This window comes from Streptomyces sp. ME02-8801-2C, from assembly GCF_033793965.1.
Classification (GTDB): Bacteria; Actinomycetota; Actinomycetes; order Streptomycetales; family Streptomycetaceae; genus Streptomyces.
Map to the genome: position 1 here is coordinate 423,111 of NZ_JARAXP010000002.1, position 25,821 is coordinate 448,931.

The window sequence follows — 25,821 nt, forward strand, 5'->3', positions numbered from 1 at the left end:
CGGAAGAAGAGGGGGCCCGAGCGTGACGATTCTGGAGAACATCCGGGGACCACGCGACCTGAAGGCGCTGTCCGAGGCGGAACTCGGCGAACTGTCGGACGAGATACGGGAGTTCCTGGTGCATGCGGTCGCCAGGACCGGCGGCCATCTCGGACCCAATCTGGGGGTGGTGGAACTCTCCATCGCCCTCCACCGGGTCTTCGAGTCACCGGTCGACCGCATCCTGTGGGACACCGGCCACCAGAGCTACGTACACAAGCTTCTGACAGGGCGTCAGGACTTCTCCAAGCTGCGCGGCAAGGGCGGCCTGTCCGGCTATCCCTCGCGGGAGGAGTCCGAGCACGACGTCATCGAGAACAGCCACGCGTCCACCGCGCTCGGCTGGGCCGACGGGCTCGCCAAGGCCCGCCAGGTGCAGGGCGAGAAGGGGCATGTCGTCGCGGTCATAGGCGACGGCGCGCTCACCGGCGGGATGGCCTGGGAGGCGCTCAACAACATCGCGGCCGCCAAGGACCGGCCGCTGATCATCGTCGTCAACGACAACGAACGTTCCTACTCGCCGACCATCGGAGGCCTCGCCAACCATCTCGCGACCCTGCGGACGACGGACAGCTACGAGCAGGTGCTGGCCTGGGGCAAGGACGTACTGCTGCGCACCCCCCTCATCGGCAACACCCTCTACGAGTCGCTGCACGGCGCGAAGAAGGGGTTCAAGGACGCGTTCAATCCGCAGGGCATGTTCGAGGACCTGGGGCTGAAATACGTAGGCCCGATAGACGGCCACGACACCGGGGCGGTGGAGTCCGCGTTGCGGCGCGCGAAGCGCTTCCACGGGCCGGTGCTCGTGCACTGCCTGACGGAGAAGGGACGTGGTTACGAGCCGGCCCGCTCGCACAAGGAGGACCACTTCCACACCGTCGGGGTGATGGACCCGCTCACCTGCGAGCCGCTCGCGCCGTCCAACGGGCCTTCCTGGACCTCGGTGTTCGGCGACGAAATCGTGAAGATCGGGGAAGAGCGGGACGACGTCGTCGCGATCACCGCGGCCATGCTGCATCCCGTCGGCCTCGGCAGGTTCGCCGAGCGGTTCCCCGACCGGGTGTGGGACGTCGGGATCGCCGAGCAGCACGCGGCCGTGTCGGCGGCGGGACTCGCGACCGGCGGACTGCATCCGGTCGTCGCCGTGTACGCCACCTTCCTCAACCGTGCCTTCGACCAGCTGCTGATGGATGTCGCACTGCACCGGTGCGGGGTGACGTTCGTGCTGGACCGAGCCGGGGTCACCGGGGTCGACGGAGCGTCCCACAACGGTATGTGGGACCTGTCCATCCTCCAGGTTGTGCCCGGCCTGAGGATCGCCGCACCGCGCGACGCCGACCAGCTCCGCGCCCAGCTGCGAGAGGCGGTCGCCGTCGACGACGCGCCCACACTGATCCGCTTCCCCAAGGAGTCGGTGGGCCCGGCGATCGAGGCGGTCGGCCATGTGGGCGGGATGCATGTGCTGCACCGGTCCGAGGAGGCCGCCGACGTACTCCTGGTGGCCGTCGGGGTGATGGCTCCGGTGTGCCTGCAGGCCGCCGAGCTGCTGGCGGCGCGCGGCATCAACTGCACGGTCGTCGACCCGCGTTGGGTCAAGCCCGTCGATCCCGCGCTGCCCGGCCTGGCCGCCGAACACCGCCTGGTGGCCGTAGTCGAGGACAACAGCCGCGCTTCGGGGGTCGGCGCCGCGGTCGCGTTGGCGCTCGGCGATGCCGAAGTCGACGTACCCGTACGGAGGTTCGGCATTCCGGAGCAGTTCCTCGCGCACGCCAAGCGCGGCGAGGTGCTCGCCGACATCGGCCTCACGCCCGTAGAGATCGCCGGACGGATCAGCGCCGGGCTGGCCGCCAGGAAAGAGCTGTCCCAGGGGAAGTCCAAGGGGAAGGCCAAGGAGAAACAGGAATGACAACCGCTGAACCCGGTTCCCCGTCGGGGGAGTTCGACCTCGGCTCGCTGCTGGCCGAGCGCGGCGCCGAGCGCTACGAGCTGCACACCAGACATCTCAACCACCAGCTCCCGCGCATGCTGCACACCATCGGCTTCGACAAGGTCTACGAGCGGGCCGAGGGCGCGTACTTCTGGGACGCGGACGGCCACGACTACCTCGACATGCTCGCCGGGTTCGGGGTGATGGGCCTCGGCCGCCATCACCCCGTCGTCCGCAAGGCGCTGCACGACGTCCTGGACGCCGGTCTCGCCGACCTCACCCGCTTCGACTGCCCGCCGCTGCCCGGGCTGCTCGCCGAGCGGCTCCTCACCCACAGCCCGCATCTGGACCGGGTGTTCTTCGGCAACAGCGGCACGGAGGCGGTGGAGACCGCGCTCAAGTTCGCCCGGTACGCCACCGGGAAGCCGCGCGTCCTGTACTGCGCGCACGCCTTCCACGGCCTGACCACCGGCTCCCTCTCCGTCAACGGCGAGGACGGTTTCCGGGACGGCTTCGCCCCGCTGCTGCCCGACACCGCCGTCCCCCTCGGTGATCTCGACGCCCTGGCACGGGAGTTGAAGAAGGGTGATGTGGCCGCCCTGATCGTCGAGCCGATCCAGGGGAAGGGTGTGCACGAGGCGCCCCCCGGATACCTGCGCGCGGCCCAGGAGTTGCTGCACCGGCACAAGGCGCTGCTCATCGCCGACGAGGTGCAGACCGGGCTCGGGCGGACCGGCGACTTCTACGCCTACCAGCACGAGGACGGGGTCGAGCCCGACCTGGTGTGCGTGGCGAAGGCGCTGTCCGGTGGATATGTGCCGGTGGGTGCCACGATCGGCAAGGAGTGGATCTTCAAGAAGGTCTACTCGTCGATCGACCGCGTCCTCGTGCACTCGGCGAGCTTCGGGGGCAACGCCCAGGCCATGGCGGCCGGCCTCGCCGTGCTGTCGGTCATGGAGAACGAGCAGATCGTCGCGGGCGCCCGGGCGACCGGGGAGCTGCTGAGGTCTCGGCTGGCCGCACTGGTCGACAAGTACGAGCTGCTGGCCGACGTACGCGGCCGGGGACTGATGATCGGCATCGAGTTCGGCAAGCCCAAGTCACTGAAGCTGCGCGGTCGTTGGACGATGCTCCAGGCCGCACGCAAGGGGCTGTTCGCGCAGATGGTCGTCGTACCGCTGCTGCAACGGCACCGGATCCTGACGCAGGTCTCCGGTGACCACCTGGAGGTGATCAAGCTGATTCCGCCCCTGGTCGTGGGGGAGCGGGAGGTGGACCGGTTCGTGGACGCCTTCACCGCCGTGATGGACGACGCGCACGGCGGGAGCGGGCTGATGTGGGACTTCGGGAAGACCCTGGTCAAGCAGGCGGTGGCGAACAGGTAGGAGAGCCACGTCTTTTGCCTCTGAGGCAAGGAATTTGCCTCAGAGGCAAAGGTGCGGCTGAATGGCGGCATGAGCCTTCCCGAAGAGGACGGGCCGGTCGAGGACCTGCCCGTCGTCGCACCACAGCTCCGGGCGCTGCGCCGCCGGGCCTCCCTCACCCTGGAGGCCGCGGCCCGGTCCGCCGGGCTGTCGCCCGCTCACCTCTCCCGCCTGGAGACCGGACAACGCCAGCCCTCCCTGCCGATGCTGCTCGGGCTCGCGCGTATCTACGGTACGACGGTTTCGGAGCTGCTCGGTGAGACCGTCGCCGACCGGGACGCCATCGTGCGCGCCGCCGACATGGAGCCGACGGCCGCGGGCGGCTGGTCGTACTGGCAGGCCGGCGCTTCCGGACGGGGAATGCAGGCCCTGCGTGTCCATGTGCCGCACGGCGCCCAGGGTGACATCGTGCGCGTCCACCCCGGCGAGGAGTGGCTGTACGTCATCGAGGGACGGTTGCGGCTGAGCCTCGGCGACGCCGCGCACGTCCTCGCGCCCGGCGACAGCGCGCACTTCGACTCGCTGACCCCGCACCGCCTCGCCGCCGACGGCCGCGCCGGCACCGACCTGCTCTTCGTCCACACCCTGCTGCAGAGCCCCACCACGGCCCTCTGCCTCGGCCCGACCACTGGAGTGACGCCATGAAGGACATGGAAGAGCGGTTTCCCCGGGCCCTGTGGGTCCGGCTGATCATCTACATCGCGGTCGGGCATCTCTTCGCCGGCTTCATCTACCTGCTGTTCGAGGTGGGCGCGAAGCAGTAGCGGCCACGGACAACCGGTTCAGTCGAGGAACCGCTCGCGCAGCCGCTCCCGCGTTTCCGGAGTGACACCCAGCCCCTGGTCCAGATAGCGGTCGACACTGCCCCAGGTCTCCTCGACCGTCCGGATGGCCGACGTCAGATACTCCGGGCGGGTGCCGAACAGCGGGTTGAGCAGCTCCAGGACCTCGGGGCTGTAGGCCTTGGCCGCAGCGCCGTTGCGGCGCACCTTGTAGCGCCGGTGCAGTGCGTCCGACTCCATGTAGTCGGCGACGATGGCATCGCGCTCCACCCCGACGGCGAGCAGCGTCACCGCGATGGACAGGCCCGCCCGGTCCTTGCCCGCCGCACAGTGCATCAGGGCCGGGACACTTTCCTCGGCCAGCGCGTGCAGCAACCGGGAGTGCTCAGCCGTGCGGTACCTGATGATCTCGCGGTAGGAGTCGATCATCCGCTGCTCGCCCTTGCCGTCGGCGAGGAGGGCGCGCAGTTCGTCGAGATCGCCGTCCCGGACCATCTTCCAGAACTCCGCCCCGTGCGCCGGGTCGGACAGCGGGATGTTCACGTTGCGCACGCCCGGCAGTTCGACGTCCGGCCCCTCCAGCTTGATGTCCGCCGAGTTGCGGAAGTCGAAGATCGTGTGCAGCCCGAGGGAGCCGAGAAACAGCGCGTCCTCGTCGGTCGCGTGGGCGAGGTGGCCGCTACGGAACAGCCGTCCGGGCGCCACCCGCCGACCGTCGACGGTCGGCAGCCCGCCCACGTCACGGAAGTTTCGTACGCCGCCCAGCTCGGGCTCGGTCGACGGGACCTGCTGCGTCACGAGTGCTCCCCTCCCACACCGCCCCGCGGACGCTGCTCGTCGACGGGCGCGCTTCGACGATACGACACGGGTGAGCAGGCCCAGGAGTTTTCCACAGGCGTTGCCGTCGGACGCCGTGGCCCTGATGATGTTGATGCTTGAGCGCGCCTGTTCGAATCTGTGGGGACATGATGCTGGAAATTGCCGGAACCGGTCGTACGTGGCTTCTCTCGGGGCCCACGAGCAGTTACGCCGTCCATCTCACCGAGGACGACGAACTGCTGCATCTGCACTGGGGCCCGCGGATCGCCCTCGCCGACGCGGAGGCGCTCGCCGTGCGGCCCCTGCCGGACTACTGGCCCTTCGAGTCCCCGCTCGACGGCCGTGAGGAGTACCCGGTCGAGGGCGGCCCCCGGTTCGTACGGCCCGCGCTGTCCGTGCGGACCGAGGAGCGCCGGGGCACCGAGTGGCGGTTCGAGGCGTGCGAGACCGAGACCGGCGCCGACGGGGACGAGTTGCGGCTGCGGTTCCGTGACGCCGGGCTGGCGATCACGCTGCACTACCGGATGCGCCACGACGTCGTCGAGCGCTGGGTGACCCTCACCCACGACGTGACCGACGCGACCGGCCCGCTGGAGCTGCTGCGCGCCGACTCCGCCACCTGGACGCTCCCCGACCGCGAGGGCTGGCGCCTCTCGCAGCTGCACGGACGCTGGGCCGCCGAGTCCCGGTTGGTGAGGACGGAGCTCACCTACGGTGAGAAGGTCATCGGCAGTCGGCGTGGTCACACCGGGCACCAGCATCTGCCCTGGGTGGCGCTCGACACCGACGCGACCGAGGAACGCGGCGAGGTCTACGCCTGCGCGCTCGGCTGGTCGGGGTCGTGGCGGATCGCCGTCGCCCAGCTGCCCGACGCGCGCGTGCAGGTCACCGGCGGCGCCGGATACGACGACTCGGGGCTGCTGCGCCTGGCGGCGGGCGAGTCCTTCACCACGCCCGTCTTCGCGGGGCTGTGGACCGACTCCGGGCACGGTGGGGCGAGTCGGGCGTGGCACGCGTACCAGCGCGCGTTCGTCGTACCGGGCGCGGACCAGGACCGGCCCGTGCTCTACAACTCCTGGGAGGCCACCGAGTTCGACATCTCCGAGGAGCAGCAGGGGACGCTGGCCCGGCGGGCCGCCGCGATCGGCGTCGAGCTGTTCGTCGTGGACGACGGCTGGTTCGGCGCCCGCACCAGTGACCGGGCCGGCCTCGGCGACTGGACGCCCAACCCGGACCGCTTCCCGTCGGGGCTGAGGCCGCTCGCCGAGTACGTGCACGCCCTGGGGATGCAGTTCGGCATCTGGGTCGAGCCCGAGATGGTCAACCCGGACAGCGACCTGTATCGCGCGCACCCCGACTGGGTGCAGTTCCAGCAGGGACGCAAGCGGACTGAGTTCCGCAACCAGCTCGTACTGAACCTTGCCCGCGAGGATGTCCGGGAGTACCTCTGGGAGCAGCTCGACGCCATGCTCTCCAGCGCCCCCATCGACTATGTGAAGTGGGACTTCAACCGCTGCTTCAGCGATGCCGGCTGGCCCGGTGAGGATTACCCGCAGCGCCTGTGGGTCGACCATGTGCACGGGCTGTACGCCCTCCTCGACCGGCTGCGGGCGGCCCATCCCGACGTCGCCTTCGAGTCCTGCTCGGGCGGCGGCGGCAGGATCGACCTCGGTGTCCTCGCCCGTACGGACCAGGTGTGGACCTCCGACAACACCGACCCGCTGGACCGCCTCGCCATCCAGGAGGGCTTCAGCCAGATCCATCCGGCGCGGGTCATGGCCGCCTGGGTCACGGACAGCCCGAACACCCAGCTGAACGACCGGGTCAGCTCGTTGCGCTTCCGGTTCGTGAGCGCGATGGCCGGGGTGCTCGGCGTCGGCGGTGACCTCACGACGTGGACGGAGGAGGAGCTGGCCGAGGCCGGGGAGTGGGTGGGGCTCTACAAGGAGATCCGGCCCGTCGTGCAGCGCGGCGACCTCCACCGGCTGCGGCGCCCGGTCGGCGGGCTGAGTGCGGTGCAGTACGTGCTCGGGGACGAGACCGTCGTCCTCGCCTGGCTCCAGGCGCAGCACCACGGCGAGCCGGTACCGGCGCTGCGGCTGCGGGGAATCGACCCGTCGGCGACATACGAATGCCGTGAAACGGGTGAAATCCACAGAGGTGCCGTGTTGTTGCACCATGGCTTGCGAACCGGACTCAAGGGTGACCTCGATGCGGCAGTTTTCCGCTTGCGTCGCATCTGATGCTTCTGTCCGTTATGGAGCATTGATTCCAACTCGCTTCGGAATGCGGGCTCCTGTGAATCGGGCGAGTGAGCAGCGTCATATTCGTGACCGTGTGTCGCCGTCATGTGCACGTAATTTCGGCGGCTTTTAAGGGTGTTCACGCGACGGAAAGATCCATAATTCACGGACCGTGACCGGGAATTCTGGGGTGGATCACAGAAAACCCGCACACAGGGAACCCCAAGCTTGTTTCCGTGCGTCTTGGTCGCTTACGTTCGCCACCCATCCGGACGGACGCCCAATCCTGCCGCCGCCCGGATCCCGTCTCGACCACCCGACAACGGCAGGAGCGGGGGACCCACAGGTAGAACGCCTGCTCCGGTCTCCGGAACAGGCTTGGGGTCAAGTCACGTCCAGGCGTGACCGGACATCTCCAGTCCGCACCCGACAGCTCACCTCGCAGGCGACGGAGAAGGAATTCGCCATGCCCGCGAAGGGTAAGCACCGCCGTCCGAAGTCCCAGCGCTTCATCCGCTCGATAGCCGTCGCCGGAACCGGCGGAGCGGCTCTCGCTCTTCCGCTGCTGGGAGCCACCGGCGCCCACGCGGCCACGGCGGAGTCCGCGACTCAGTCCGTGTCGTCCCTTTCGGTAACCGCGAATTCCATTGCGGCCGAGGCAGTTTCCGCGAAGTCGGAAAAGGCCTCGAAGAAGTCCCGGACCTATTCCGTCCGGGCCGGCGACTACCTCGCGAAGATCGCCCAGGAGCAGGGCGTCACCGGCGGCTGGAAGAAGCTCTACTCGGACAACCGCACCGCCATCGGCGCCGACCCGAGCCTGATCCACCCCGGTCTGAAGCTGTCGATCGGCAGGAAGGCCGCGTCGACCTCGTCGCCCACCTCGAGCTCAGGCTCTGCGGAAGCGTCCTCGAGCTCCTCGAAGTCTTCGCAGACGGAGGCCACCCAGCCGGCCGCCGAGAGCGCGACGGCCGCGACCTCGACGGCGGCCGAGGCAACCAACACCAGCAGCTCCAGTGGCTTCAACCTCCCCGTGGCCGGTGCCACCATCGGCACCGGGTACCACGTGTCGGGCAGCATGTGGTCCAGCGGTTACCACACGGGCGTCGACTTCGTCGTCCCGACCGGCACCTCCCTCAAGGCTGTCGGCGCCGGCACGGTCGTCTCCGCCGGCTGGGGCGGCGCGTACGGCAACCAGGTCGTCATCAAGCTCGCCGACGGCTACTACGCGCAGTACGGCCACCTCTCCCAGCTCTCCGTCTCGGCCGGGCAGTCCGTGACCGCGGGTCAGCAGATCGGCCTGTCCGGCGCGACCGGCAACGTCACCGGACCGCATCTGCACTTCGAGATCCGCACCACCCCGGACTACGGCTCCGACGTGGACCCGGTCGCGTACCTCCGCTCGAAGGGCGTCGCCGTCGGCTGACGAACGTTCGCGGCGAGGACATCCGTCGAAGGCCGGACCCCGATTCCCGGGTCCGGCCTTCGACGCGTTCACGCGCGCGCGTGCGGGTGTGATAGTCAACTCCCTATCCGTGCAAGCGCTTTCTGCCTCAAGGAGCCGCCTCGTGACGACCACTCGCAGAGCCTTCGGAGCCCTCGCCGCAGGCGCGGCTCTCACCGCGCTCGCCCCGGCCACCAGTGCCAGTGCCGCCGCGTGCGGACGCCTCCTCGCCCGTGACGACTTCCGCCGCGGTCTCGGCCAGTGGGCCGTCGAACTCCAGGACGGCGGCAGCGTCACGGCGGCCCGAGGCGTCCTGGAGGTCGACGTGCCGAGCGGCGCAACCATCTGGTTCAAGCGCAGGTTGCGCGGTCCGTACGTCATCGAGTACACGGCGACACCCGTCTCGGCGGGCGGAGCGAACGACCGGGTCTCGGACCTGAACAACTTCTGGAACGCCGTCGACGTCCGCTCCCCGGACGACCTCTTCGCCACCACGCGCGGCGGCGCCCTCGCCGAGTACGACTACCTCAGGACGTACTACGTCGGCTACGGCGCCAACACCAACACCACGACCCGGCTGCGCCGTTACGTCGGCGAGGCCGGGGTGCGCCCCCTGATCTACGATTACCCGGAGCCGCTCCTGGTCCCGAACGAACCGCACGGGGTGCGGATCGTCTCGGCCGGTTCGACGGTCCAATGGTGGATCAACGGGCGGCTCGTCTTCGACTACAGCGACCCGGAGCCGTACACGGATGGGCACTTCGCCTTCCGTACGACGTGGAGCCACTTCCGGATCTCCGACTTCAGCGTCCGTGAGCTGCGTCTTCCCATTATTCCGAGTTGACCAATACTTGACGAGTGGCTTATCTCACCGCCAGTCAAGCCCTTCCTACGGTCGCGTAGCTCACATCGGAAGGTGAATCATGCTCTGTTGTGGCAGACGATTCGAAGAATGACAGCAGAGCAGTGATCGGGTCGTACGTGGCGGTGGGGGACAGCTTCACCGAAGGCGTCGGCGACCCCGGCCCGGACGGGGCCTTCGTCGGCTGGGCCGACCGGTTCGCCGTACTTCTCGCGGACCGGCGCCCGGAGGGCGACTTCGACTACACGAACCTGGCGGTACGCGGAAGGCTGCTCGACCAGATCGTGGCCGAGCAGCTTCCGACAGCCAGGGAACAGGCGCCGGACCTGGTCTCCTTCTGCGCGGGCGGCAACGACATCATCCGACCCGGCAGCGACCCGGACGAGGTCGCCGAGCGCTTCGAACGAGCGGTGATCGGCCTCACCTCGGCGGTCGGCACGGTCATGGTGACGACCGGCTTCGACACCCGCAACGTCCCGGTGCTGAAGCACATGCGCGGCAAGATCGCCACGTACAACGGGCATCTGCGGGCCATCGCCGACCGGTACAACTGTCCCGTGCTCGACCTGTGGTCCCTCAAGACCATCCAGGACCGCAGGGCCTGGGACGGCGACCGGCTGCATCTGTCGCCGGAGGGGCACACGCGCGTGGCGCTGCGCGCCGGGCAGGTCCTCGGCCTGGACATCCCCGCCGACCCCGACCAGCCGTGGCCCGTGCTGCCGCCGCGCGGCACGCTGGAGATCCGCCGCGACGACGTCCACTGGGCCCGCGAGTACCTGGTCCCGTGGATCGGGCGGCGACTGCGGGGCGAGTCGTCGGGGGACTACGTGACGGCGAAGGGGCATCTGTCGCCGGACGACATCAAGAGCCGCATCGGCCGGGTCGCGTGAGCGCTGCCGCCTTTCAGCGCGGTTCTGAGTGCGGTTCTCAGCGCGGTTTGCAGCACGGTTTTCAGCGCCGGGCGGGCACAACCAGCCCGTCCGGCGCTTGAGGACGAGGCCGTCCAGGCCGAAAGGGGGGTCTGGGGGCGCAGCCCCCGGCGGACGACCACATCACTCACCTGGACCCGGTCAACGCCCCCCGTTCCAGCCCCAGTTCCCCAGCCAGCGCAGCGTCCACCCACTGCTCGGCCCGCGCCCGGGACACCCCGTCGTACGCCGTCATCTGGACGGCCAGCCCGTCCAGCAGCGCCGTGAGCCGCAGCGCCGTGCCTGTGGGGTCGGGGCACTCGAACTCGCCCGCGGCCACCCCCTCCGTGATGACCTCGGTGATCGCGGCCTTCCAGCGCCGGTCAAGATCACCGGCGACCTCGCGCAGCGCGGGGTCGCGCAGGGACGCCGCCCACCCCTCGATCCACAGTCGCCAGCCCTTGGCCTGACCGGTCGGCGCGTACCAGCGCACGGCGGACCGCAGTCGGCGCAGCGCCGGGGACCGGCGTCCGAGCAGCTTGCCGAGGTGGGTGAGATCGGCCTCGGCCGCGTACCGGAAAGCGGCGGCGACCAGCTTCTCCTTGGTCGAGAAGTGGTACAGCACCAGCGCGTTGCTCACCCCGAGCACGGCGGCCACGTCGGCGATCCGCACCGCCGCCACGCCCCGCGCCTCGATCTGCTCGACGGCGGCCCGCAACAACTCCTCGCGCCGCTCGGCCACGCTCAACCGCACCCTTGCCACCCGGCCACACTAATCCGCCGCCGGACACGATGTCGGGCCAGGTCCGGCAATGCCCGTAAATCCACGCCCATACGGCTTGTTCACGGGACAGCGGCCCTCCGTCGGACTCCGCCACGCCGTTACCGGTACCAGCCGAACCGCTCTGCGATCACCGGCAGCCGGTCCTCGACGATCGCGTGCGCCGCCGCACGCGGAGTCGTCCCGTCTGTCTCCGCGCGCGCGAGCACCTGGTCGATCAGGGCGCGCATCGACCGCCGGGTGTACGCGAAGGCCTCCTCGGGGTCGGCGCCGATGTCCCCGAACAGCGTCCACCACCACCAGGCGTTCGTCCCGGAGTTGACGACCACGTCCGGCAGTACGACGATGCCGCGCGCGGCGAGCAGCTCCTCGGCCTCCGGCAGCACGGGCATGTTGGCGGCCTCGACGATCCAACGCGCGGCGATCTCCCGCTGGTTGCCCGGGTCGACGGCGTACGAGACCGCCGCCGGCACCAGCACCTCCGCTGCCACGGACAGCCAGGCCTCACCCGGCAGCTCACGGTCGTCGGGGCGCAGCACCGCGCGGTCCACCGTGCCGTAGGAGTCCCGGGCCGCGAGCAGCGCCTCGACGTCGAGTCCCGCCGGGTTGACGATCGTGCCCTTGACGTCGGCGACGGCGACCACGGTGAGGCCCGCGCGCGTGAGGAAGCGTGCCGTGGCCCCGCCCATCGTGCCGAGCCCCTGCACGGCGACCCGGGTCCCGGCATGCGGCACCCGGGCCCGGTCGAGCGCCGCGAGCACGGATTCCGCGACCCCGCAGCCGCCCACCAGCTCGTCGAGGCCGATCCCGTCCACCTCGGTCGCGAACGCGTCCGCGAGCCGCTTCCGGGCCGCGATCCCGTCGTCCAGCAGCGGATAGACCGCCTGGATCGACGACACGAGCCCGGCCTCGGCCGCGGCCCGGTCGACGAGATCCTGGGTGAGGCCCAGGTCCTCGCCGGTGGTCCAGACACTCTCGACGTACGGTCGCATCGCGCGCAGGTAGCGAACCAGCACGCCGTACGCCGCCGGGTCCCGGGGATCGCAGTCGATGCCGCCCTTGGCGCCGCCCAGGGGGATGTAGCGGCCCTCGGGGTTGTAGTGCAGGGCCTCTTTCATGGTCATGCCCCGGGCCAGTCCGGTGACCTCGTCCAGGGTGCAGCCCTCGCGCATCCGCAGGCCGCCGCTGGACACGCCCCGCACCAGTCTGTCCACGACGAGGAAGCCCTGACGGCCGGTGAGGTGATCGGTCCAGGTGAGGGAGAGCAGGGGAGCGCCCTGATGGGTTGCCATGCGGGCAATATACTGACTCGCCGTTCAGTTGGGCCCTGGGTGTGCACACGTAAGGTATTAGTCCGGCCGCGTCGGGTAGCCACCCGGCGGCCGTTCGGAGTCTTGGTCCGCCGTGCGGAAACCCAGGTTTTTCCCTGCCGAGACCCGGCCGCTACACAGGCGGCACGGGAGTGTCGGACGGGGCGACCATAATGGAATGTCTGACCGACTCCACCTGGAGGTACCGTGACCGGATTTCCCTCTCCGAGTTCCGGGCTGCGCGCCCTGCGGCCCGAGGCCTTCGGCGCGGAACCGAGTGGGGAGCGCTTGGCGCGGATCCACAGATCGCCGCACTTCGCGGACGGTGTCTTCAAGAATCCGGCGGGTACGCCGAGGCCCGAGGGCGGCGCCATGATCGAGTTCGCCAAGGCCTCGCTGCGGAAGGAGGACCGGATCCGGCGCGTCCCGGCGGGCACCGTGCCGGTGCACGCCACGACGCTCGCGGACCTCGCCAAGCCGCCGGTCAGCGGTCTCAGGGTGACCTGGATGGGCCACTCCAGCGTGCTCACCGAGATCGACGGCCGGCGAGTGCTCTTCGACCCGGTCTGGGGCGAGCGCTGTTCGCCGTTCTCCTTCGCCGGACCCAAGCGGCTGCATCCGGTGCCTCTGCCGCTGGCGGCGCTCGGCCCGGTCGACGTCGTCGTCATCTCGCACGACCACTACGACCACCTGGACATGCCCACGATCAAGGCGCTGGCCGGCACGGACACGCTGTTCGCGGTGCCGCTCGGAGTCGGTGGCCACCTCGAGCGCTGGGGTGTCTCGGCCGACCGGCTGCGTGAGCTGGACTGGCACGAGGCCACGAAGGTCGGCGGCCTCACCCTGACCGCGACCCCGGCCCGCCACTTCTGCGGCCGTGGAGTGCGCAGCGCCCAGCACACCCTGTGGGCCTCCTGGGTCGTCGCCGGTGAGGAGCACCGCGTCTACCACAGCGGCGACACCGGGTACTTCGAGGGCTTCCGGGACATCGGCGCCGACCATGGCCCGTTCGACGTCACGATGATCCAGATCGGGGCCTACAGCGAGTTCTGGCCCGACATCCACATGACCCCGGAGGAGGGCATGCGCGCCCACCTCGACCTCCAGGGCGGCGCGGCGCACGGCGTGCTGCTGCCGATCCACTGGGGCACCTTCAATCTGGCGGCGCACGCCTGGGCGGAGCCGGGCGAGTGGACGAAGGACGCCGCCGAGGACGCGGGGCAGGCGGTGGCGACTCCCCGGCCCGGTGAACCCTTCGAGCCGGCTGGAAAGCTGCCCGTCGATGCGTGGTGGCGGGCGGTGTCCGCGCCGATCGCGCGCCCATGGCGCCGCCCGAAGGGCGCGACTGCCACGCCGGCGGTCAAGGACGAACTCGACCTGGCGGGCGAGGTCTGACCCTGGCACTGACGGATGATCTTGCGAGGCCGTGATCGGGAGGTACGCGGTGGAAGGCACCGTCGGCTTCGACCGGTCCGCGTACGAGCCGCTGGGTGAACGTGTTGGCCGAGAAGTGCCTCTCTGCCGTTCGGGTGGCGGTGTACCGTCAAGCACGCGCCGCAGGTGCCACTGACCTGCACCGTGTGGGCGGGCCTGCACGGGGACGGAACATGGTGGAGCACACGCCTGGGGAGTTGGGGGCATGGCTCCGGGAGCGTCGAAGACAACTCGGCCTGACCCAGCCGGAGCTGGCCGAGCTGGCGCGGGTCGGCACACGCAGCATCCGCGAGATCGAGCACGGCCGTGCCCGCACGCCGTACGGTCGTCCGGTGCTGCGGCTGCTCGCCTTTCTCAAGGCCGAAGCCGAACCCGTCGAGCTGGATGTCCTCGGCCCGCTGGTCCTCCGGGTGGGCGGGCGGCCCGTCGAGTCCGGGACTCCGAAACAGGCCGGCCTGCTCGCCCTGCTGGGCCTGCACCCCGGCACTTCCGTGTCCAGGGACGAGATCGTGGACGTCCTGTGGGCTGACGCCCCGCCCGCGACCTGCCTGAATCTGGTCCACACGTACGTGACCCGGCTGCGCCGTCTCCTCGCCTCGGACGGGGTGCTGCACCGCACCCGGGACGGCTATCTGCTGGCCCTGGAGGAGCACCGCTCGGACGTGGCACGGTTCACCGCACTCGCCGCCCGGGTCACGCGGGAGAGCTGCCTCCCCACCCCGACCGGCACCCCGGGCGAGTCGTACGGCACCGCCGAGACGGCGTTACGGCTGTGGCGCGGCCCGGTCCTCCAAGGGGCGTTGCCCGCGGTACGCGAATACCCCTCCGCCACCGCCCTGACGAGGCTGCGGCTGTCCGTCCTGCAGGCGTACGCGGACGGTGCCCTCGCGCTCGACCGCGCCCAGGACGCTGTACCCGAACTCCAGAAGGCCGCCGACCTGGAGCCGCTGCACGAGGGCGTGCACGCCCGGCTGATGCTGGCGCTCGCCGCCTCCGGCCAGCAGGCCGCCGCCCTGCACCTGTACCAACGCCTCCGGGAACGTCTCGACGAGCAACTCGGTGTACGCCCCGGACGGGAGGTGGCGGAGGCTCACCTGACCGTCGTACAGGGCCAGGTCCCCCGTACGGCGACAGCCCCGGTGACGAGGCCCCCCGCGCTGCTGCCCTACGACGTTCCCTTCTTCACCGGCCGCCCCGACGAGCTCAGCCGTCTCGACGCCCTGTTCGCCGATGGTGGGTCGGCGATCGGTGCCCTGACCGGACCCGCGGGGGCGGGCAAGACCGCGCTCGCGGTGCACTGGGCGCATCGCGCACGGGACCGTTTCCCGGACGGCCAGCTCTTCGTGGACCTGCGCGGCCACTCGCAGCAGGCGCCGGTACGGCCCAACGAGGCGCTCGCGCGGTTCCTGCTGGCGCTCGGTACGCCGGCGGAGCGGATTCCGGGGACGCCCGAGGCCGCCGCAGACCTGTACCGGACCCTCGCCGCCGGGCGGCGCATGCTGGTCGTTCTCGACAACGCCGTGGACGCCGAGCAGGTCCGTCCGCTGCTGCCGGGCGGGCCGGGCTGCGCGGTATTGGTGACCAGCCGGGACAGGCTGGCCGGGCTCGCGGCGCGCGACGGCGCCCACCGCATCGGTGTCGACGTGCTCACCCCGCGGGAGGCACGGCTGTTGCTGGTACGGACCGTCGGTGCGGCCCGAGTCGACGCCGACCCCCAAGCCGCCGCCGACCTCGCGCGGGCCTGCGGCCACCTCCCGTTGGCCCTGCGGATCGCCGCCGCCAACCTCGGTCATTCACCGGATCACACCCTGCGGGAACAGGCCGACGAACTGCGCGAGGGCGACCGTCTCAGCGCCCTGTCCGTGACCGGCGACCGCAGCACCGCCGTACGCTCCGCCTTCGCTCTGTCGTACCAGGCTCTCGACGCCGAGGCCCGCCGCATGTTCCGGCTGCTTTCGCTGATCCCCGGACCGGAGACCGGCCTGCACGCCGCAGCGGCCGTCGCGGGTACCGGACCGGGAGAGACCGCCCGGGTCCTGGACCGGCTCACCGCCGCGCACCTCCTGCGCGAACACCGCCCCGGCCGCTACCGCTTCCACGACCTGCTCGCCCTCTACGCCGCCGAACGGCTGCGCCTGGAGGAGACCGACACCACCCGCAGGGCCGCCGCGACGGCCTTGTACGCCTGGCTGCTCGCCGCCGTCGACCGTTGCGCCCACCTCCTCTACCCCGGCAAACAACGCCTGCCCGGTGCCCGGGAACACGCCGCCGCGGTGCCCCCGCCCAGGGAGATCACCGACGCGACGACGGCGATGCGCTGGCTCGACACCGAACTGACCAACCTGGCGGCGGCCGTCCACCAGGCCGCAGCCGACGGTGACCCGGCATCCTGGTGGCTCGCCGACGGGCTGCGCGGCTACGCGTGGACCCGCAAACTCGCCGTGGACTGGACGGCCGTGGGCGTGGCGGCCCTCGAATCCGCACGTGCGGAGGACGAGCCGCTCGCGCAGGCAGGCGCCCACAACCTCCTCGGCCACGCCCACCTCCAACTCGGCCGCGCCGACGCCGCGACCGACCACTTCGAACGGTTCCTCGCCCTCGCCGAGGCAGCTGACTGGCACGCGGGCGCCGCCACCGCGCACACCAACCTCAGCACGGTCACCCGCTTCAGCGGCCGACTGCGGCGCAGCGCCGCACATCTGGAGGCGGCCGTCGAACTCGACCGGCGCAGCGGACTCGTCGGCGAGCACCCGGTCGTCCTCGACAACCTCGGGCACATCCTTCGTGACCTGGGTCGTCTCACCGACTCGCTCGACTGTCTCCTGCGCGCCGAACGCCTGCCGCTCGAACTGGACTCCGAGCACAGTCGTATCCACCGACAGGCCAACATCGGCCTCACCCTGCACCTGCTCGGCGAACCGGCGCGTGCCGCATGCCGGCTGGACTCCGCCCTGGCGATGGCCCGGCAGGCGGGTGACCGGGGCAGCGAGGGGTACGTCCTGCGCCTGCGGGCGTCGGCGTGCCGGGACGCGGGCGACCTCACCGGGGCCCTGGAGCTTGCCCGTACCGCCGCCGAGCTCAGCGACGAGGATGTCGACGAATACTTCCGCGCCGCGGCCCGGATCACCCTCGGCGGCGTCCAGCGAGCCCTCGGCCGGCGCGGCGAGGCGTCCGAGACCTACCGGGAGGCGCTGAAGCTGGCCCGCGAGCGTGACGCGTACGACCAGGAGGCCAGGGCCCTCCTCGGGCTCGCGTCCCTCGCCGTTCCCGTGGACCTCGACCAGGCGGCCACGGCTCTGGAGATCGCCCGGCGTACGGAGTACGTGCTCGTGGAGGGCGAAGCGCTCACCCTGCTGGCGCGCGGTGCCCTGGACCACGGAGACCGGGCTCGCGCCGCCGCTCACGCCCGCGAGGCGCTGGCCCTCCAGCGGGGTACCGGCTACCTCAGGGGGCAGGCGGACGCGCTCGCCATCCTGGAACAGGTCGGCGAGGGCGCTGCCGGTTCTGCCGTCCCGTGATGCCGGTTCATGACTGCCAGGTAGACGCGCTTTCCCCGTTCCTTTCCGATGCCTTGCCCATGGTGGGCGTGAGGGTCGTGGCGGGCGGGGCAGGCGGGGAGGCATGACAGTGAACGATTCCCACCAGAACACCGGACTCCTGAACGACCCCCTGCGGAACAAGGGGACCGCTTTCAGCACGGCGGAGCGGGCAGAACTCGGGCTCGACGGGCTGTTGCCGCCGGCCGTGGAGACCTTGGACGACCAGGCCGACAGGGCGTACGCGGCGTTCCTCGGCTACGACAAGCCACTGAACCGGCACATCTACCTGCGCCAGCTTCAGGACACCAACGAGGTGCTGTTCTACCGGCTGGTCACCCGCCATCTGGGGGAGATGCTGCCGGTCGTCTACACACCGACCGTCGGCGAGGCGTGCCGCCGCTTCAGTGAGATCTACCGCCGCCCACGCGGCCTGTTCCTGTCGTACGAGGACCGTCACCGCTTCCGCGAGATCCTGCGCAACCGCCCGCACGACGACGTGGACGTCATCGTCGTCACCGACGGCCAGCGCATCCTGGGCCTCGGGGACCAGGGGGTGGGCGGTATGGGTATCCCGATCGGCAAGCTCAGTCTCTACACGGCGATCGGCGGCATCCACCCCGCTCGTACGCTGCCGATCCTGCTGGACGCCGGGACGGACAACGAGGAATTGCTGAGCGACCCGCACTACCTGGGCCGCCGCGAGCACCGGGTGACCGGGGCCGAGTACGACGAACTGGTGGAAGCCCTGGTGGCGGCCGTGGAGGCCGAACTGCCGGGGACACTGCTGCAGTGGGAGGACTTCGCGACCCCGCACGCCCGGCCGATCCTCACCCGCTACCAGGACCGGCTGCTGACCTTCAACGACGACATCCAGGGCACCGCCGCCGTCGCGCTCGGCGCACTGACCACGGCGACGCGGGTGGCGGGGACCCGGCTCGCCGACCAGCGGATCGTGATCCTCGGCGCGGGCTCCGCCGCGGTCGGCGTCGCCGACATGATCCGCAGCGCACTGGTCGACGACGGTGTGCCGGAGAAGGAGGCCGCTTCCCGGTTCTGGTTCGTGGACGTCGACGGGCTGCTGACCGGCTCCCGCGAAGATCTGACCGACGAGCAGCGGATCTACGCCCGCGACGACGAGCAGGAGCCGTACGGTCTGGCCGAGGTGGTGGACCGCGTCGAGCCGACCGTGCTGATCGGGCTGTCCACCGTGCACGGCGCCTTCACGGAGAAGATCGTGCGGCGGATGGCGGCATCCTGCGACCGCCCGGTGATCTTCCCGCTGTCCAACCCGACCTCCCATGCCGAGGCCGACCCGGCGGACCTGGTGCGCTGGACGGACGGCAGGGTGCTGGTGGCCACCGGCTCGCCGTTCCCGCCCGTGACGGTCGGGAGCCGTGAGGTGCCGGTCGCGCAGGCGAACAACGTGTACGTGTTCCCGGCCATCGGCCTGGCCGTCACCGCGAGCCGGGCCACGCGCGTCACGGACCGGATGATGGTGGCCGCGGCCCGCGCGGTCGGGGACTGCGCCGCCCGGTACGCCCCGGGCGACGGTGGCACCCCCGCGCCCCTGCTGCCGCCACTACGGGACATGCGGGACGCGGTCCGGGAGATCGCGCTGGCCGCGGCGACGGCGGCGGTGCAGGACGGCGTCGCCCCCAAAGCCACGCAGGAGGAAATGCGCGCGGCGGTCGAGGCCGCTCAATGGAACCCCGAGTACGCACAGTGACGCGCCCGCTCGCGGACGTACCGCCCCGTGCATGTCCCGAAAGGCTTGAAACGCCATGCGCTTCGTCTCCAGGACATCGTCGGGTGGCGTGAGCGAACAGCTCTTCACCCTCGACGAGATCCCCGGCGTGCTGTGGATGCCGGAAGGCGCCTGCGGTACCCGCCCGCTGATCTTGATGGGACACGGCGGCGGACAACACAAGAAGGCACCCGGCATCCTGGCCGGCGCGCATCGCTTCGCCGCCGAAGGCGGGTTCGCGGTCGCCGCGATCGACGTGCCCCACCACGGCGAGCGGCCGAGGGGCGAGGAGTTCGACCGGCTCGCGACCGAGTACCGGGCGCGTACGACCGCCGGAGAGGACACGGCTGAGCTGGACACCGCCATGTACACGCTTGTGGTCGGGCAGACCGTCGCGGAATGGCAGGCGGTCCTGACCGCAGTCCAGCAACTCGACCACATCGGCGGCGGACCGGTGGGCTATTGGGGCGTGTCGCTGGGCTGCGCGCTCGGAATACCGTTGGTCGCCGCAGAACCTCGAGTCCGCGCCGCGGTGCTGGGTCTGCAAGGGTCACCCGTGCTGGCCGGGGCCGCTGCGCAGATCACCGTGCCGGTGCGGTTTCTGGTCCAGTGGGACGATGAGCTGATGCCCCGTGCGCAGAGCCTGGCGTTGTTCGATGCCATCGGTTCAACCGAGAAGACACTGCACGCCAACCCCGGCGGGCACGGAGATCTGCCGCGGTTCGAGACGGACGACTCGCTGCACTTCTTCGCCCGCCGGCTGGTCTGACCCGCCTGTGGCCCACGCCGCCGGCGAACGCCCACGAAGGGATCCCGCACAATCGGGCGTACGAGACCGGTCCAGCGCCGTCAGCCGAGGGCGTCGAGCAGCTCGCGCTCGCGCTGCGCGCTGAGGCCGGCGCGCCTTTCCCGGTCGAGCCCCTGCTCGCGTTCCCAGCGCAGGGTGTCGGCCAGCATCTCCGCCCGGGCTCGGTGACGTAGCCCCGCGGCGCGCGCCACGGAGCCGTCCCGGGCCGACCACCCTTCCCAGCCAGGCTCGACCAGCCACATCGGCAGCGATTCGGACCCCATGTACTGAGCCACGCCGTTGGCGACCAGCCACGCCGATTCGGCGGTGACCACCGGACCGGTGTGCCCGCCGACGGCGCGGGACAGCTCGATCCACCGCTCGAAGGGAACGCTCGGGCCGACAGCGTTGTATGTGCCGGTGGTTCCCGTTTCCGCGGCGTCGAGCAGCCAGGCGGTGAGGTCCCGCACATCGACCACCTGGGTGGGCATGGCCGGTGTGTCGGGGACCAGCATCGGCCCTCGCGGATCGCGTGCGGCGCGGGTGACCCAGTAGCCGGAGCGCCCGCTGTGATCGCCCGGGCCGCCGAGGAGCCCGGCTCGTGCGATGAGGAGACGGTCGCCCACAGCGGCCGTCGACGCCTGCTCACAGGCGACCTTCGCCGCGCCGTACAACTCGAGGTCGACCTCGCTCCGGTCGGTCGGGGCGAGCAGGGCCGCGGCCTCGTCCGCCCCCGGCGTGGCGTGGGAGGCGTAGGCGTTGCCGGACGAGACATACACCCAGTTGCCGGCCCTGCTGCCCAGCACGTCGAGCGCTCGACGAACGAAGCCCGGCTGCCACGACACCTCGATGACCGCGTCCCAAACGCGGTCGAGCAGGGGCTCGTACGCCGACGGATCGCGCCGGTCGGCGACGACGAGTGTCGCTCCGTCCGCGACTTCCCCGCTCTCGCCACGCGCGAGGCACGTCACCCGATGGCCCCGTACGAGCGCCTGCCGCGACAGCTCCCGACCCACCCATGCCGTTCCACCCAGAACCAGGATCTCCATACCGACACACAAGCACCGGGCTCATCGCCCCGGCCAGGCGGATTCGCTGACAGCAGAGGGTCGGCCGTCAGACCTATTGACCGGTCAATTCATGGATTGTACGGTCTAAGGGTCGCGCCTATTACGGTGCAGGTCAGGCGGAGGGGCTCAGATGCTGAAGACTGTGCTGGTCAGCTCGCTCTCACCAGTCAATCCAGTGAATGTACGGTCTAGCCATGACCGTGCCCCTCTATGTACAGATCAGGCGACAGTTCGAAGCGAAGATCCTGTCCGGGGCCCTCCCGCCCGGCTCGCGTCTGCCGAGCGAGATGGATGTTTCCGCCGAGTACGGCGTCAGTCGTGCCACGGCCCAACGGGTCCTCAACGACCTGGCCGAGGCGGGGCTGGCAATCCGCCGCCGGCGCCACGGATCGTTCGTGGCGGACGTGACGCGGCAGATCAATCTGCTGAACTTCGTCACCCCCGCGGCAGCCGCAAAGGGCACGCCGGGCAGACACGAAGTGGTTTCCGCGCGGATCGTCAGGGCCGCCGACGCCATCCTGACCCTCCCTGGCGCCTCCGCCGACACAGCCGTGGTCGAACTGGTCCGCCGCAAACTGAACGTCCGCGAGGAGCCGCAGTCGGTCGAGCGGCACGTCGTCCTCTTCGCGGTCGCCCCCGACCTGCTGAACGAGAACCTCGAAGACCTCGTCACCCTCCCGTATCTACAGCGCAGAGGAGTGCCGATCGACTCGATCCGGCTCTACCTCGACCCCGTGGCCCTCGACGAGCACGACGCCGCCTTGCTGCACAGCGAGAACGGGACACCCGCGCTGATGAGGCGCCGGGAGTTGCGTGCCGACGGCGGCACCGTCGAGGTGGTGACGACCCTCGTCCGTCCGGGAACCGCCGAGTTCTTCCTGGAGCTTCCCGTCCCCGATATGTGAGCAGCGTGCCGCTGCCAGAAAGGATGTACATACCATGAAGGTCATCATCGTGGGTGCCGGTGTGTTGGGCGTGAGCGTCGCGAGGCAGCTTGCCGTCGCCGGCCAGGACGTTCTCCTGCTCGACCAGAAGGGAGCCGGCACCGGCACGACCGCGACCACCTTCGCCTGGACCAACTCCAGCCGGAAACCCGACCCGGACTACCACCGGCTGAACCTCGCGGGGATGGAGGAGCACGCCAGGCTCGCCGGGCAACTGCGCGGCGCACCGTCGTACTTCCCCAGCGGAGCGCTGCAATGGGCGGACGCCGCGAACGAGCAGCGGCTCGCCGACAACGTGGAACGACTGCGGGCACTCGGCTACCCCGCGCGCTGGGTCACCTCCGACGAAGCGGCGCGGACCTCGGGCGGCCTCCGTATCCCGGAGACCATCAAGTCCATCGCCCACTTTCCCAGCGAGGGATATGTTCTGCCGGGCCGTTTCGTGAACAACCTGCTGGCGGACGCCGAGCAGCACGGCGCCAGGCTCGCGATCGGCGAGGTCGTAGCCATCAACGACGGGCCCGAGCACGTATCCGTCACCCTGGCCGGAGGCGAGGAACGCACGGGCGACCGTGTCGTCCTGGCGGCAGGCCGCTGGACGGAACGGCTCGCCGCGCGGGCCGGGATCGACGTTCCCATGGTGACGGATGCCGGTCGCGGAGCGCAGACCGTCGGCCTGCTCGGATACGCCAGGTCGCCACGACTCGACCTGCGCTGCGTGATCCACGGCCCCGGTCTCAACCTCCGCCCTGAGGCCGACGGGCACACCGTCCTGCAGGCTCTCGATCTGAACGCCCACGTCGATCCGGCAGATCCGCCGTCCGAAGACGGGGACATCGCACGCACGCTCGCCCGACGGTTCCGCGCACTGCTGCCCGATCCCGGCCGAGCACCGGAGATCGACCTGCGCATCGGCCTGCGGTCACTGCCCGCGGACGGCCACACCGTCGCCGGCTATGCCTCCGCGCGGTCCCGCGTCTACTGCCTTGTCTCGCACAGCGGCATCACCCTGGCACCGATTCTGGGACGCCTGGTCGCGGCCGAGATCACAACCGATCAGGAGCAGGACCTCCTCGGAGCCTTCCGGCCCACACGATTCACCGGCGTACGGCGCTTGGACATCGAGGTGGACCAACACGCCACCAGGTTGGGCGAGCAGTAGCCGACAGCTCTGGACACGCGCGTACGACGCCGCGACCGTCGGGTCGTTGGGGGCCGGCCTCGCCTCAGGGTGTGGTGGGAGCCGAAAAGGCGCCAAATGGGGCAAAGCTGGATACCGTTGGACGCAATGGGTGTTCAGCCCAGGCTTGGGGGATCCGCTCCGGACGCTTCCCGTCCGCAGGGAAGGAGGCCCGCCCATGGGCAACGGCATATCGCTCCACATCGGGCTCAACCGCGTCGACCCCACCAGATATGGCGGGTGGGACGGCAAGCTCATGGCGTGCGAGAACGACGCCCGCGACATGGAACAGATCGCCAGGAACGCCGGCTTCGACAACCGCACGATGCTGCTCACGGCGGACGCCACGGTCGACAACGTGACCGCCGAACTCCGCCAGGCGGCCAGGGTCCTGACCCCCGGCGACATCCTGCTCCTCACCTACTCGGGTCACGGCGGTCAGGTGCCGGACAAGAACGGGCCCGAGGACGAGTCCGACCGTCTCGACGAGACCCTGGTCTTCTATGACCGCGAGTTCATCGACGACGAGCTGTACAAGGAGTTCGAGGCGTTCGCCCCAGGGGTGCGCATCTCCGCCTACTTCGACTGCTGCCACAGCGAGACGGCCGTCAAGGCGATGCGGAGACTCCTCACCCCGGACGCGATGGAGGAGCAGTACCAGACTCGCGACCCGGACCACATCGAGGTCACCTCCCGGGTCATGCCACCGGACGTACAACGCGAGACGTACGCGAGGGACAAGACGCTCTACGACACGATCCAGCAGAACCTGGATCCGAAGGACACCGTCGAACTGGCGGCCAGCGTGCTGCTCATCTCCGCCTGCGCGGACAATCAGCTGGCCGCCGACGGCTGGGAGAACGGGCTGTTCACCGGCACACTCCGCGAAGTCTGGGGCGAAGGGAAATTCACCGGCGGTCACAAGTCCTTCCAGCGTGAAATCCTCCGCAGGATGCCCCCCAACCAGAGCCCTGGTCTCTTCGTGACCGGCAGCGCCAACAACGAGTTCCTGCAGCAGCGGCCCTTCACCGTTTGAGGAACATCGCCGAGTGCGGGGCGACATTGGTGGTAATCCCCGCGGGGAGAATTCTCACTCCTTCAACGAAAAGGCGCTGCACCGGTATGTGAATTTCCTCGACGTCGTCGGGTCACGGGGCGTCGTGGAAGATCACGCCGAGGACGTGCCGTTGGCCGGAATGCACCGCGCTCACTCCGTGGCGCAGCATGAAACGGCTCCAGCCCCGTGCCGACGGGACCGGACGGTCGTGCACCGCGAAGATCAGCCCCTGCCCCTGGCCGGGCCGCTTCACCACCGGACGGGACTGGGCGCGCGGACGCTGCTCCACGAAGACACTCTCACCACCGGTGAAGTCGACGTCGGGACGGTCCAGCATCACCGCCACCTGCAGGGGGAACGTCAGCTCGCCGTAGACGTCCTGGTGCATGCAGTTGTAGTCGCCCGGTCCGTAGCGCAACAGCAGAGGCGTGGGCCGCAACTGCCCGGCCGCAGCGCACGCCGCCGCCAGTTCGGAGTGGGTCTGCGGGAACCGGGGCCCGTCCACGCGCTCCGCCCACTGGTTGGCGATCCGGGCCAGCGGCGGATACAACCGTCTGCGCAGGGCGGTCACCACCGGAGGCAGAGGGGCTGCGAAATAGCGGTAGTGGCCGCTGCCGAAGCGGTGGCGGCTCATGTCGACCGTGCTGCGGAACAAGTCGTCCCGGTCGAACAGCGCGCGCATCTCCTCGCACTCACTCGGCGACAGCAGGGGCGGGGTGACGGCAACACCCTCGGCGTCGAGTGCCGTGGTCAGCGTCGGCCAGTCCAGCGCGTCCACGGCGGGCAGCTCGATCGTGTCGCCGAGGCCGGCGTCGGTCGCGGTGGGGACGTGGTCGTGCTCCAGTCCCGGCAGGTGAGGGGTGTGGTAGCTGGTCAGTGTCGGCTCCGCGGTTGTGGAAGGAGGCGGGCGCCGGAGACGGGGGATGCTCCGGCGCCCGCCGGTTCAAAGGGAGGCCGAGGCCGCCGTGCGGCCGGACTCCAGGTCGAGCAGGAACTGCTTGGCCGCGATACCTCCCGCGTAGCCGGTCATCCGACCGCCCGAGCCGACGACCCGGTGGCAGGGCAGGACCACGCACAGGGGGTTCGCCCCGAGCGCGGTGCCCACGGCCCGCGCGGCCCGCGGCCGTCCGAGCGCCGCGGCCAGCTCGGCGTAGGTGCCGGTGGCCCCGTACGGAAGGATTCCGTCCAGCCGTTCCACGGTCGTGCGGCTGAACGGTGTGGCCAGGCGAAGGTCCATCGGCACGGTGAACGAGCGGCTGTGGCCTGCCAGGAACGCGTCCAGCTGACGGCCCGCCTCCTCGATGATCCGCAGCTGGGCGGCGGTGGCGCCGTCGGCGTCCACGACGGTGAGGCCACCTCGGGTGACGCGGGCCACCGCCTGCTCGCGCTCGTCGAAGGCACACAGCACCAGAGCGTCGTCGGTGGCCGCGAGGGTAAGGGTGCCCAGCGGGGTGTCGCGCGTGGCGAGTGCCGCGGTGAGTGGGGTGTGCATGGGGAACCTCTCTGTGGTGCTCTGTGGTGCTCTGTAAC

21 protein-coding genes and 1 riboswitch are annotated in these 25,821 nt (G+C 70.3%); of the genes, 15 read left to right on the top strand and 6 right to left on the bottom strand.

What is annotated here, in order from left to right; translation table 11 throughout:
• Positions 1-22: 22 nt before the first annotated feature.
• The 4 genes from dxs (at position 23) to PV396_RS06545 (ending at position 4,154) form a co-directional block, all read left to right on the top strand.
• Positions 23-1,945 carry a 1-deoxy-D-xylulose-5-phosphate synthase gene (gene dxs, locus PV396_RS06530; RefSeq protein ID WP_319201345.1) on the top strand — a complete coding sequence of 641 codons (1,923 nt, stop codon included), beginning with the start codon at positions 23-25 and terminating at the stop codon, positions 1,943-1,945.
• A complete protein-coding gene (locus tag PV396_RS06535; RefSeq protein WP_319201347.1) occupies positions 1,942-3,351 on the top strand; it encodes an aspartate aminotransferase family protein in 1,410 nt (469 codons plus the stop codon). Before dxs ends, PV396_RS06535 begins: the two co-directional genes overlap by 4 nt.
• 69 nt (positions 3,352-3,420) lie before the next feature.
• Positions 3,421-4,035 carry an XRE family transcriptional regulator gene (locus PV396_RS06540; protein WP_319201349.1) on the top strand — a complete coding sequence of 205 codons (615 nt, stop codon included), beginning with the start codon at positions 3,421-3,423 and terminating at the stop codon, positions 4,033-4,035.
• Positions 4,032-4,154, top strand: coding sequence for a DUF6126 family protein (locus tag PV396_RS06545; RefSeq protein ID WP_319201351.1), 123 nt, complete (start codon positions 4,032-4,034; stop codon positions 4,152-4,154). The genes PV396_RS06540 and PV396_RS06545 overlap by 4 nt, the downstream gene beginning before the upstream one ends.
• Before the next feature lie 18 nt (positions 4,155-4,172).
• Here the strand turns inward: PV396_RS06545 and PV396_RS06550 are convergent, their stop codons facing one another.
• The gene (locus tag PV396_RS06550) at positions 4,173-4,970 is read right to left on the bottom strand and encodes a tyrosine-protein phosphatase (RefSeq protein ID WP_319201352.1); all 798 of its coding nucleotides are present in this window, start codon (positions 4,968-4,970) and stop codon (positions 4,173-4,175) included.
• Between the two features lie 170 nt (positions 4,971-5,140).
• Between PV396_RS06550 and PV396_RS06555 the strand changes: the two genes are divergently transcribed.
• The 4 genes from PV396_RS06555 to PV396_RS06570 all read left to right on the top strand — a co-directional run bounded on the left by PV396_RS06555 (position 5,141) and on the right by PV396_RS06570 (position 10,427).
• Entirely contained in the window at positions 5,141-7,234 is a 2,094-nt protein-coding gene (locus PV396_RS06555) for an alpha-galactosidase (RefSeq protein ID WP_319202276.1), read from the top strand.
• A 283-nt stretch (positions 7,235-7,517) separates the two neighbouring features.
• Positions 7,518-7,697, top strand: a riboswitch (cyclic di-AMP (ydaO/yuaA leader).
• Between the two features lie 3 nt (positions 7,698-7,700).
• A complete protein-coding gene (locus PV396_RS06560) occupies positions 7,701-8,657 on the top strand; it encodes a LysM peptidoglycan-binding domain-containing M23 family metallopeptidase (RefSeq protein WP_319201354.1) in 957 nt (318 codons plus the stop codon).
• 142 nt (positions 8,658-8,799) lie between these two features.
• A complete protein-coding gene (locus PV396_RS06565; protein ID WP_319201356.1) occupies positions 8,800-9,519 on the top strand; it encodes a DUF6250 domain-containing protein in 720 nt (239 codons plus the stop codon).
• A 122-nt stretch (positions 9,520-9,641) separates the two neighbouring features.
• Positions 9,642-10,427 (top strand): SGNH/GDSL hydrolase family protein, encoded by a 786-nt coding sequence (locus PV396_RS06570; protein ID WP_319202278.1) that lies wholly within the window; start codon positions 9,642-9,644, stop codon positions 10,425-10,427.
• A gap of 166 nt (positions 10,428-10,593) precedes the next feature.
• Here the strand turns inward: PV396_RS06570 and PV396_RS06575 are convergent, their stop codons facing one another.
• Together PV396_RS06575 and PV396_RS06580 are read right to left on the bottom strand one after the other, a co-directional pair.
• Entirely contained in the window at positions 10,594-11,208 is a 615-nt protein-coding gene (locus PV396_RS06575; RefSeq protein ID WP_319201358.1) for a TetR/AcrR family transcriptional regulator, read from the bottom strand.
• Positions 11,209-11,327: 119 nt separating this feature from the next.
• Positions 11,328-12,518 carry a Glu/Leu/Phe/Val dehydrogenase dimerization domain-containing protein gene (locus PV396_RS06580; RefSeq protein ID WP_319201360.1) on the bottom strand — a complete coding sequence of 397 codons (1,191 nt, stop codon included), beginning with the start codon at positions 12,516-12,518 and terminating at the stop codon, positions 11,328-11,330.
• Positions 12,519-12,743: 225 nt separating this feature from the next.
• On the opposite strand from PV396_RS06580, the gene PV396_RS06585 reads away from it, so the two are divergent.
• From PV396_RS06585 to PV396_RS06600, 4 genes are all read left to right on the top strand, one after another.
• The gene (locus PV396_RS06585; RefSeq protein WP_319201362.1) at positions 12,744-13,931 is read left to right on the top strand and encodes an MBL fold metallo-hydrolase; all 1,188 of its coding nucleotides are present in this window, start codon (positions 12,744-12,746) and stop codon (positions 13,929-13,931) included.
• A gap of 212 nt (positions 13,932-14,143) precedes the next feature.
• On the top strand, positions 14,144-17,488 hold the full coding sequence (locus PV396_RS06590; RefSeq protein ID WP_319201364.1) for a BTAD domain-containing putative transcriptional regulator: 3,345 nt from the start codon (positions 14,144-14,146) through the stop codon (positions 17,486-17,488).
• 103 nt (positions 17,489-17,591) lie between these two features.
• Positions 17,592-19,235, top strand: a complete 1,644-nt coding sequence (locus PV396_RS06595; RefSeq protein ID WP_319201366.1) for an NAD-dependent malic enzyme — start codon at positions 17,592-17,594, stop codon at positions 19,233-19,235.
• Between the two features lie 55 nt (positions 19,236-19,290).
• The gene (locus tag PV396_RS06600) at positions 19,291-20,022 is read left to right on the top strand and encodes an alpha/beta hydrolase (protein ID WP_319201368.1); all 732 of its coding nucleotides are present in this window, start codon (positions 19,291-19,293) and stop codon (positions 20,020-20,022) included.
• An 80-nt stretch (positions 20,023-20,102) separates the two neighbouring features.
• Here PV396_RS06600 and PV396_RS06605 read toward each other — a convergent pair whose 3' ends face one another.
• Positions 20,103-21,089 carry an NAD-dependent epimerase/dehydratase family protein gene (locus PV396_RS06605; RefSeq protein WP_319201370.1) on the bottom strand — a complete coding sequence of 329 codons (987 nt, stop codon included), beginning with the start codon at positions 21,087-21,089 and terminating at the stop codon, positions 20,103-20,105.
• Positions 21,090-21,304: 215 nt separating this feature from the next.
• Here PV396_RS06605 and PV396_RS06610 point away from each other — a divergent pair, with 215 nt between their 5' ends.
• From PV396_RS06610 to PV396_RS06620, 3 genes are all read left to right on the top strand, one after another.
• Complete coding sequence (locus tag PV396_RS06610) at positions 21,305-22,015, top strand: GntR family transcriptional regulator (protein WP_319201372.1); 711 nt, start codon at positions 21,305-21,307, stop codon at positions 22,013-22,015.
• 34 nt (positions 22,016-22,049) lie between these two features.
• On the top strand, positions 22,050-23,216 hold the full coding sequence (locus tag PV396_RS06615; protein ID WP_319201374.1) for an FAD-binding oxidoreductase: 1,167 nt from the start codon (positions 22,050-22,052) through the stop codon (positions 23,214-23,216).
• 196 nt (positions 23,217-23,412) lie between these two features.
• Positions 23,413-24,270, top strand: coding sequence for a caspase family protein (locus PV396_RS06620; protein WP_319201376.1), 858 nt, complete (start codon positions 23,413-23,415; stop codon positions 24,268-24,270).
• Positions 24,271-24,382: 112 nt separating this feature from the next.
• Here the strand turns inward: PV396_RS06620 and PV396_RS06625 are convergent, their stop codons facing one another.
• Both PV396_RS06625 and PV396_RS06630 read right to left on the bottom strand, forming a co-directional pair.
• A complete protein-coding gene (locus tag PV396_RS06625; protein ID WP_319201379.1) occupies positions 24,383-25,069 on the bottom strand; it encodes a 2OG-Fe(II) oxygenase in 687 nt (228 codons plus the stop codon).
• 165 nt (positions 25,070-25,234) lie between these two features.
• Complete coding sequence (locus PV396_RS06630) at positions 25,235-25,783, bottom strand: methylated-DNA--[protein]-cysteine S-methyltransferase (protein WP_319201381.1); 549 nt, start codon at positions 25,781-25,783, stop codon at positions 25,235-25,237.
• Positions 25,784-25,821: the final 38 nt, after the last annotated feature.

Coding starts and splice junctions, on each gene's coding strand:
- PV396_RS06535 (WP_319201347.1), top strand. CDS start 1,942: ATGACAACCGCTGAACCCGGTTCCCCGTCGGGGGAGTTCGACCTCGGC.
- PV396_RS06540 (WP_319201349.1), top strand. CDS start 3,421: ATGAGCCTTCCCGAAGAGGACGGGCCGGTCGAGGACCTGCCCGTCGTC.
- PV396_RS06545 (WP_319201351.1), top strand. CDS start 4,032: ATGAAGGACATGGAAGAGCGGTTTCCCCGGGCCCTGTGGGTCCGGCTG.
- PV396_RS06555 (WP_319202276.1), top strand. CDS start 5,141: ATGCTGGAAATTGCCGGAACCGGTCGTACGTGGCTTCTCTCGGGGCCC.
- PV396_RS06560 (WP_319201354.1), top strand. CDS start 7,701: ATGCCCGCGAAGGGTAAGCACCGCCGTCCGAAGTCCCAGCGCTTCATC.
- PV396_RS06580 (WP_319201360.1), bottom strand. CDS start 12,518: ATGGCAACCCATCAGGGCGCTCCCCTGCTCTCCCTCACCTGGACCGAT.
- PV396_RS06590 (WP_319201364.1), top strand. CDS start 14,144: ATGGTGGAGCACACGCCTGGGGAGTTGGGGGCATGGCTCCGGGAGCGT.
- PV396_RS06595 (WP_319201366.1), top strand. CDS start 17,592: ATGACAGTGAACGATTCCCACCAGAACACCGGACTCCTGAACGACCCC.
- PV396_RS06600 (WP_319201368.1), top strand. CDS start 19,291: ATGCGCTTCGTCTCCAGGACATCGTCGGGTGGCGTGAGCGAACAGCTC.
- PV396_RS06605 (WP_319201370.1), bottom strand. CDS start 21,089: ATGGAGATCCTGGTTCTGGGTGGAACGGCATGGGTGGGTCGGGAGCTG.
- PV396_RS06610 (WP_319201372.1), top strand. CDS start 21,305: ATGACCGTGCCCCTCTATGTACAGATCAGGCGACAGTTCGAAGCGAAG.
- PV396_RS06615 (WP_319201374.1), top strand. CDS start 22,050: ATGAAGGTCATCATCGTGGGTGCCGGTGTGTTGGGCGTGAGCGTCGCG.
- PV396_RS06620 (WP_319201376.1), top strand. CDS start 23,413: ATGGGCAACGGCATATCGCTCCACATCGGGCTCAACCGCGTCGACCCC.
- PV396_RS06630 (WP_319201381.1), bottom strand. CDS start 25,783: ATGCACACCCCACTCACCGCGGCACTCGCCACGCGCGACACCCCGCTG.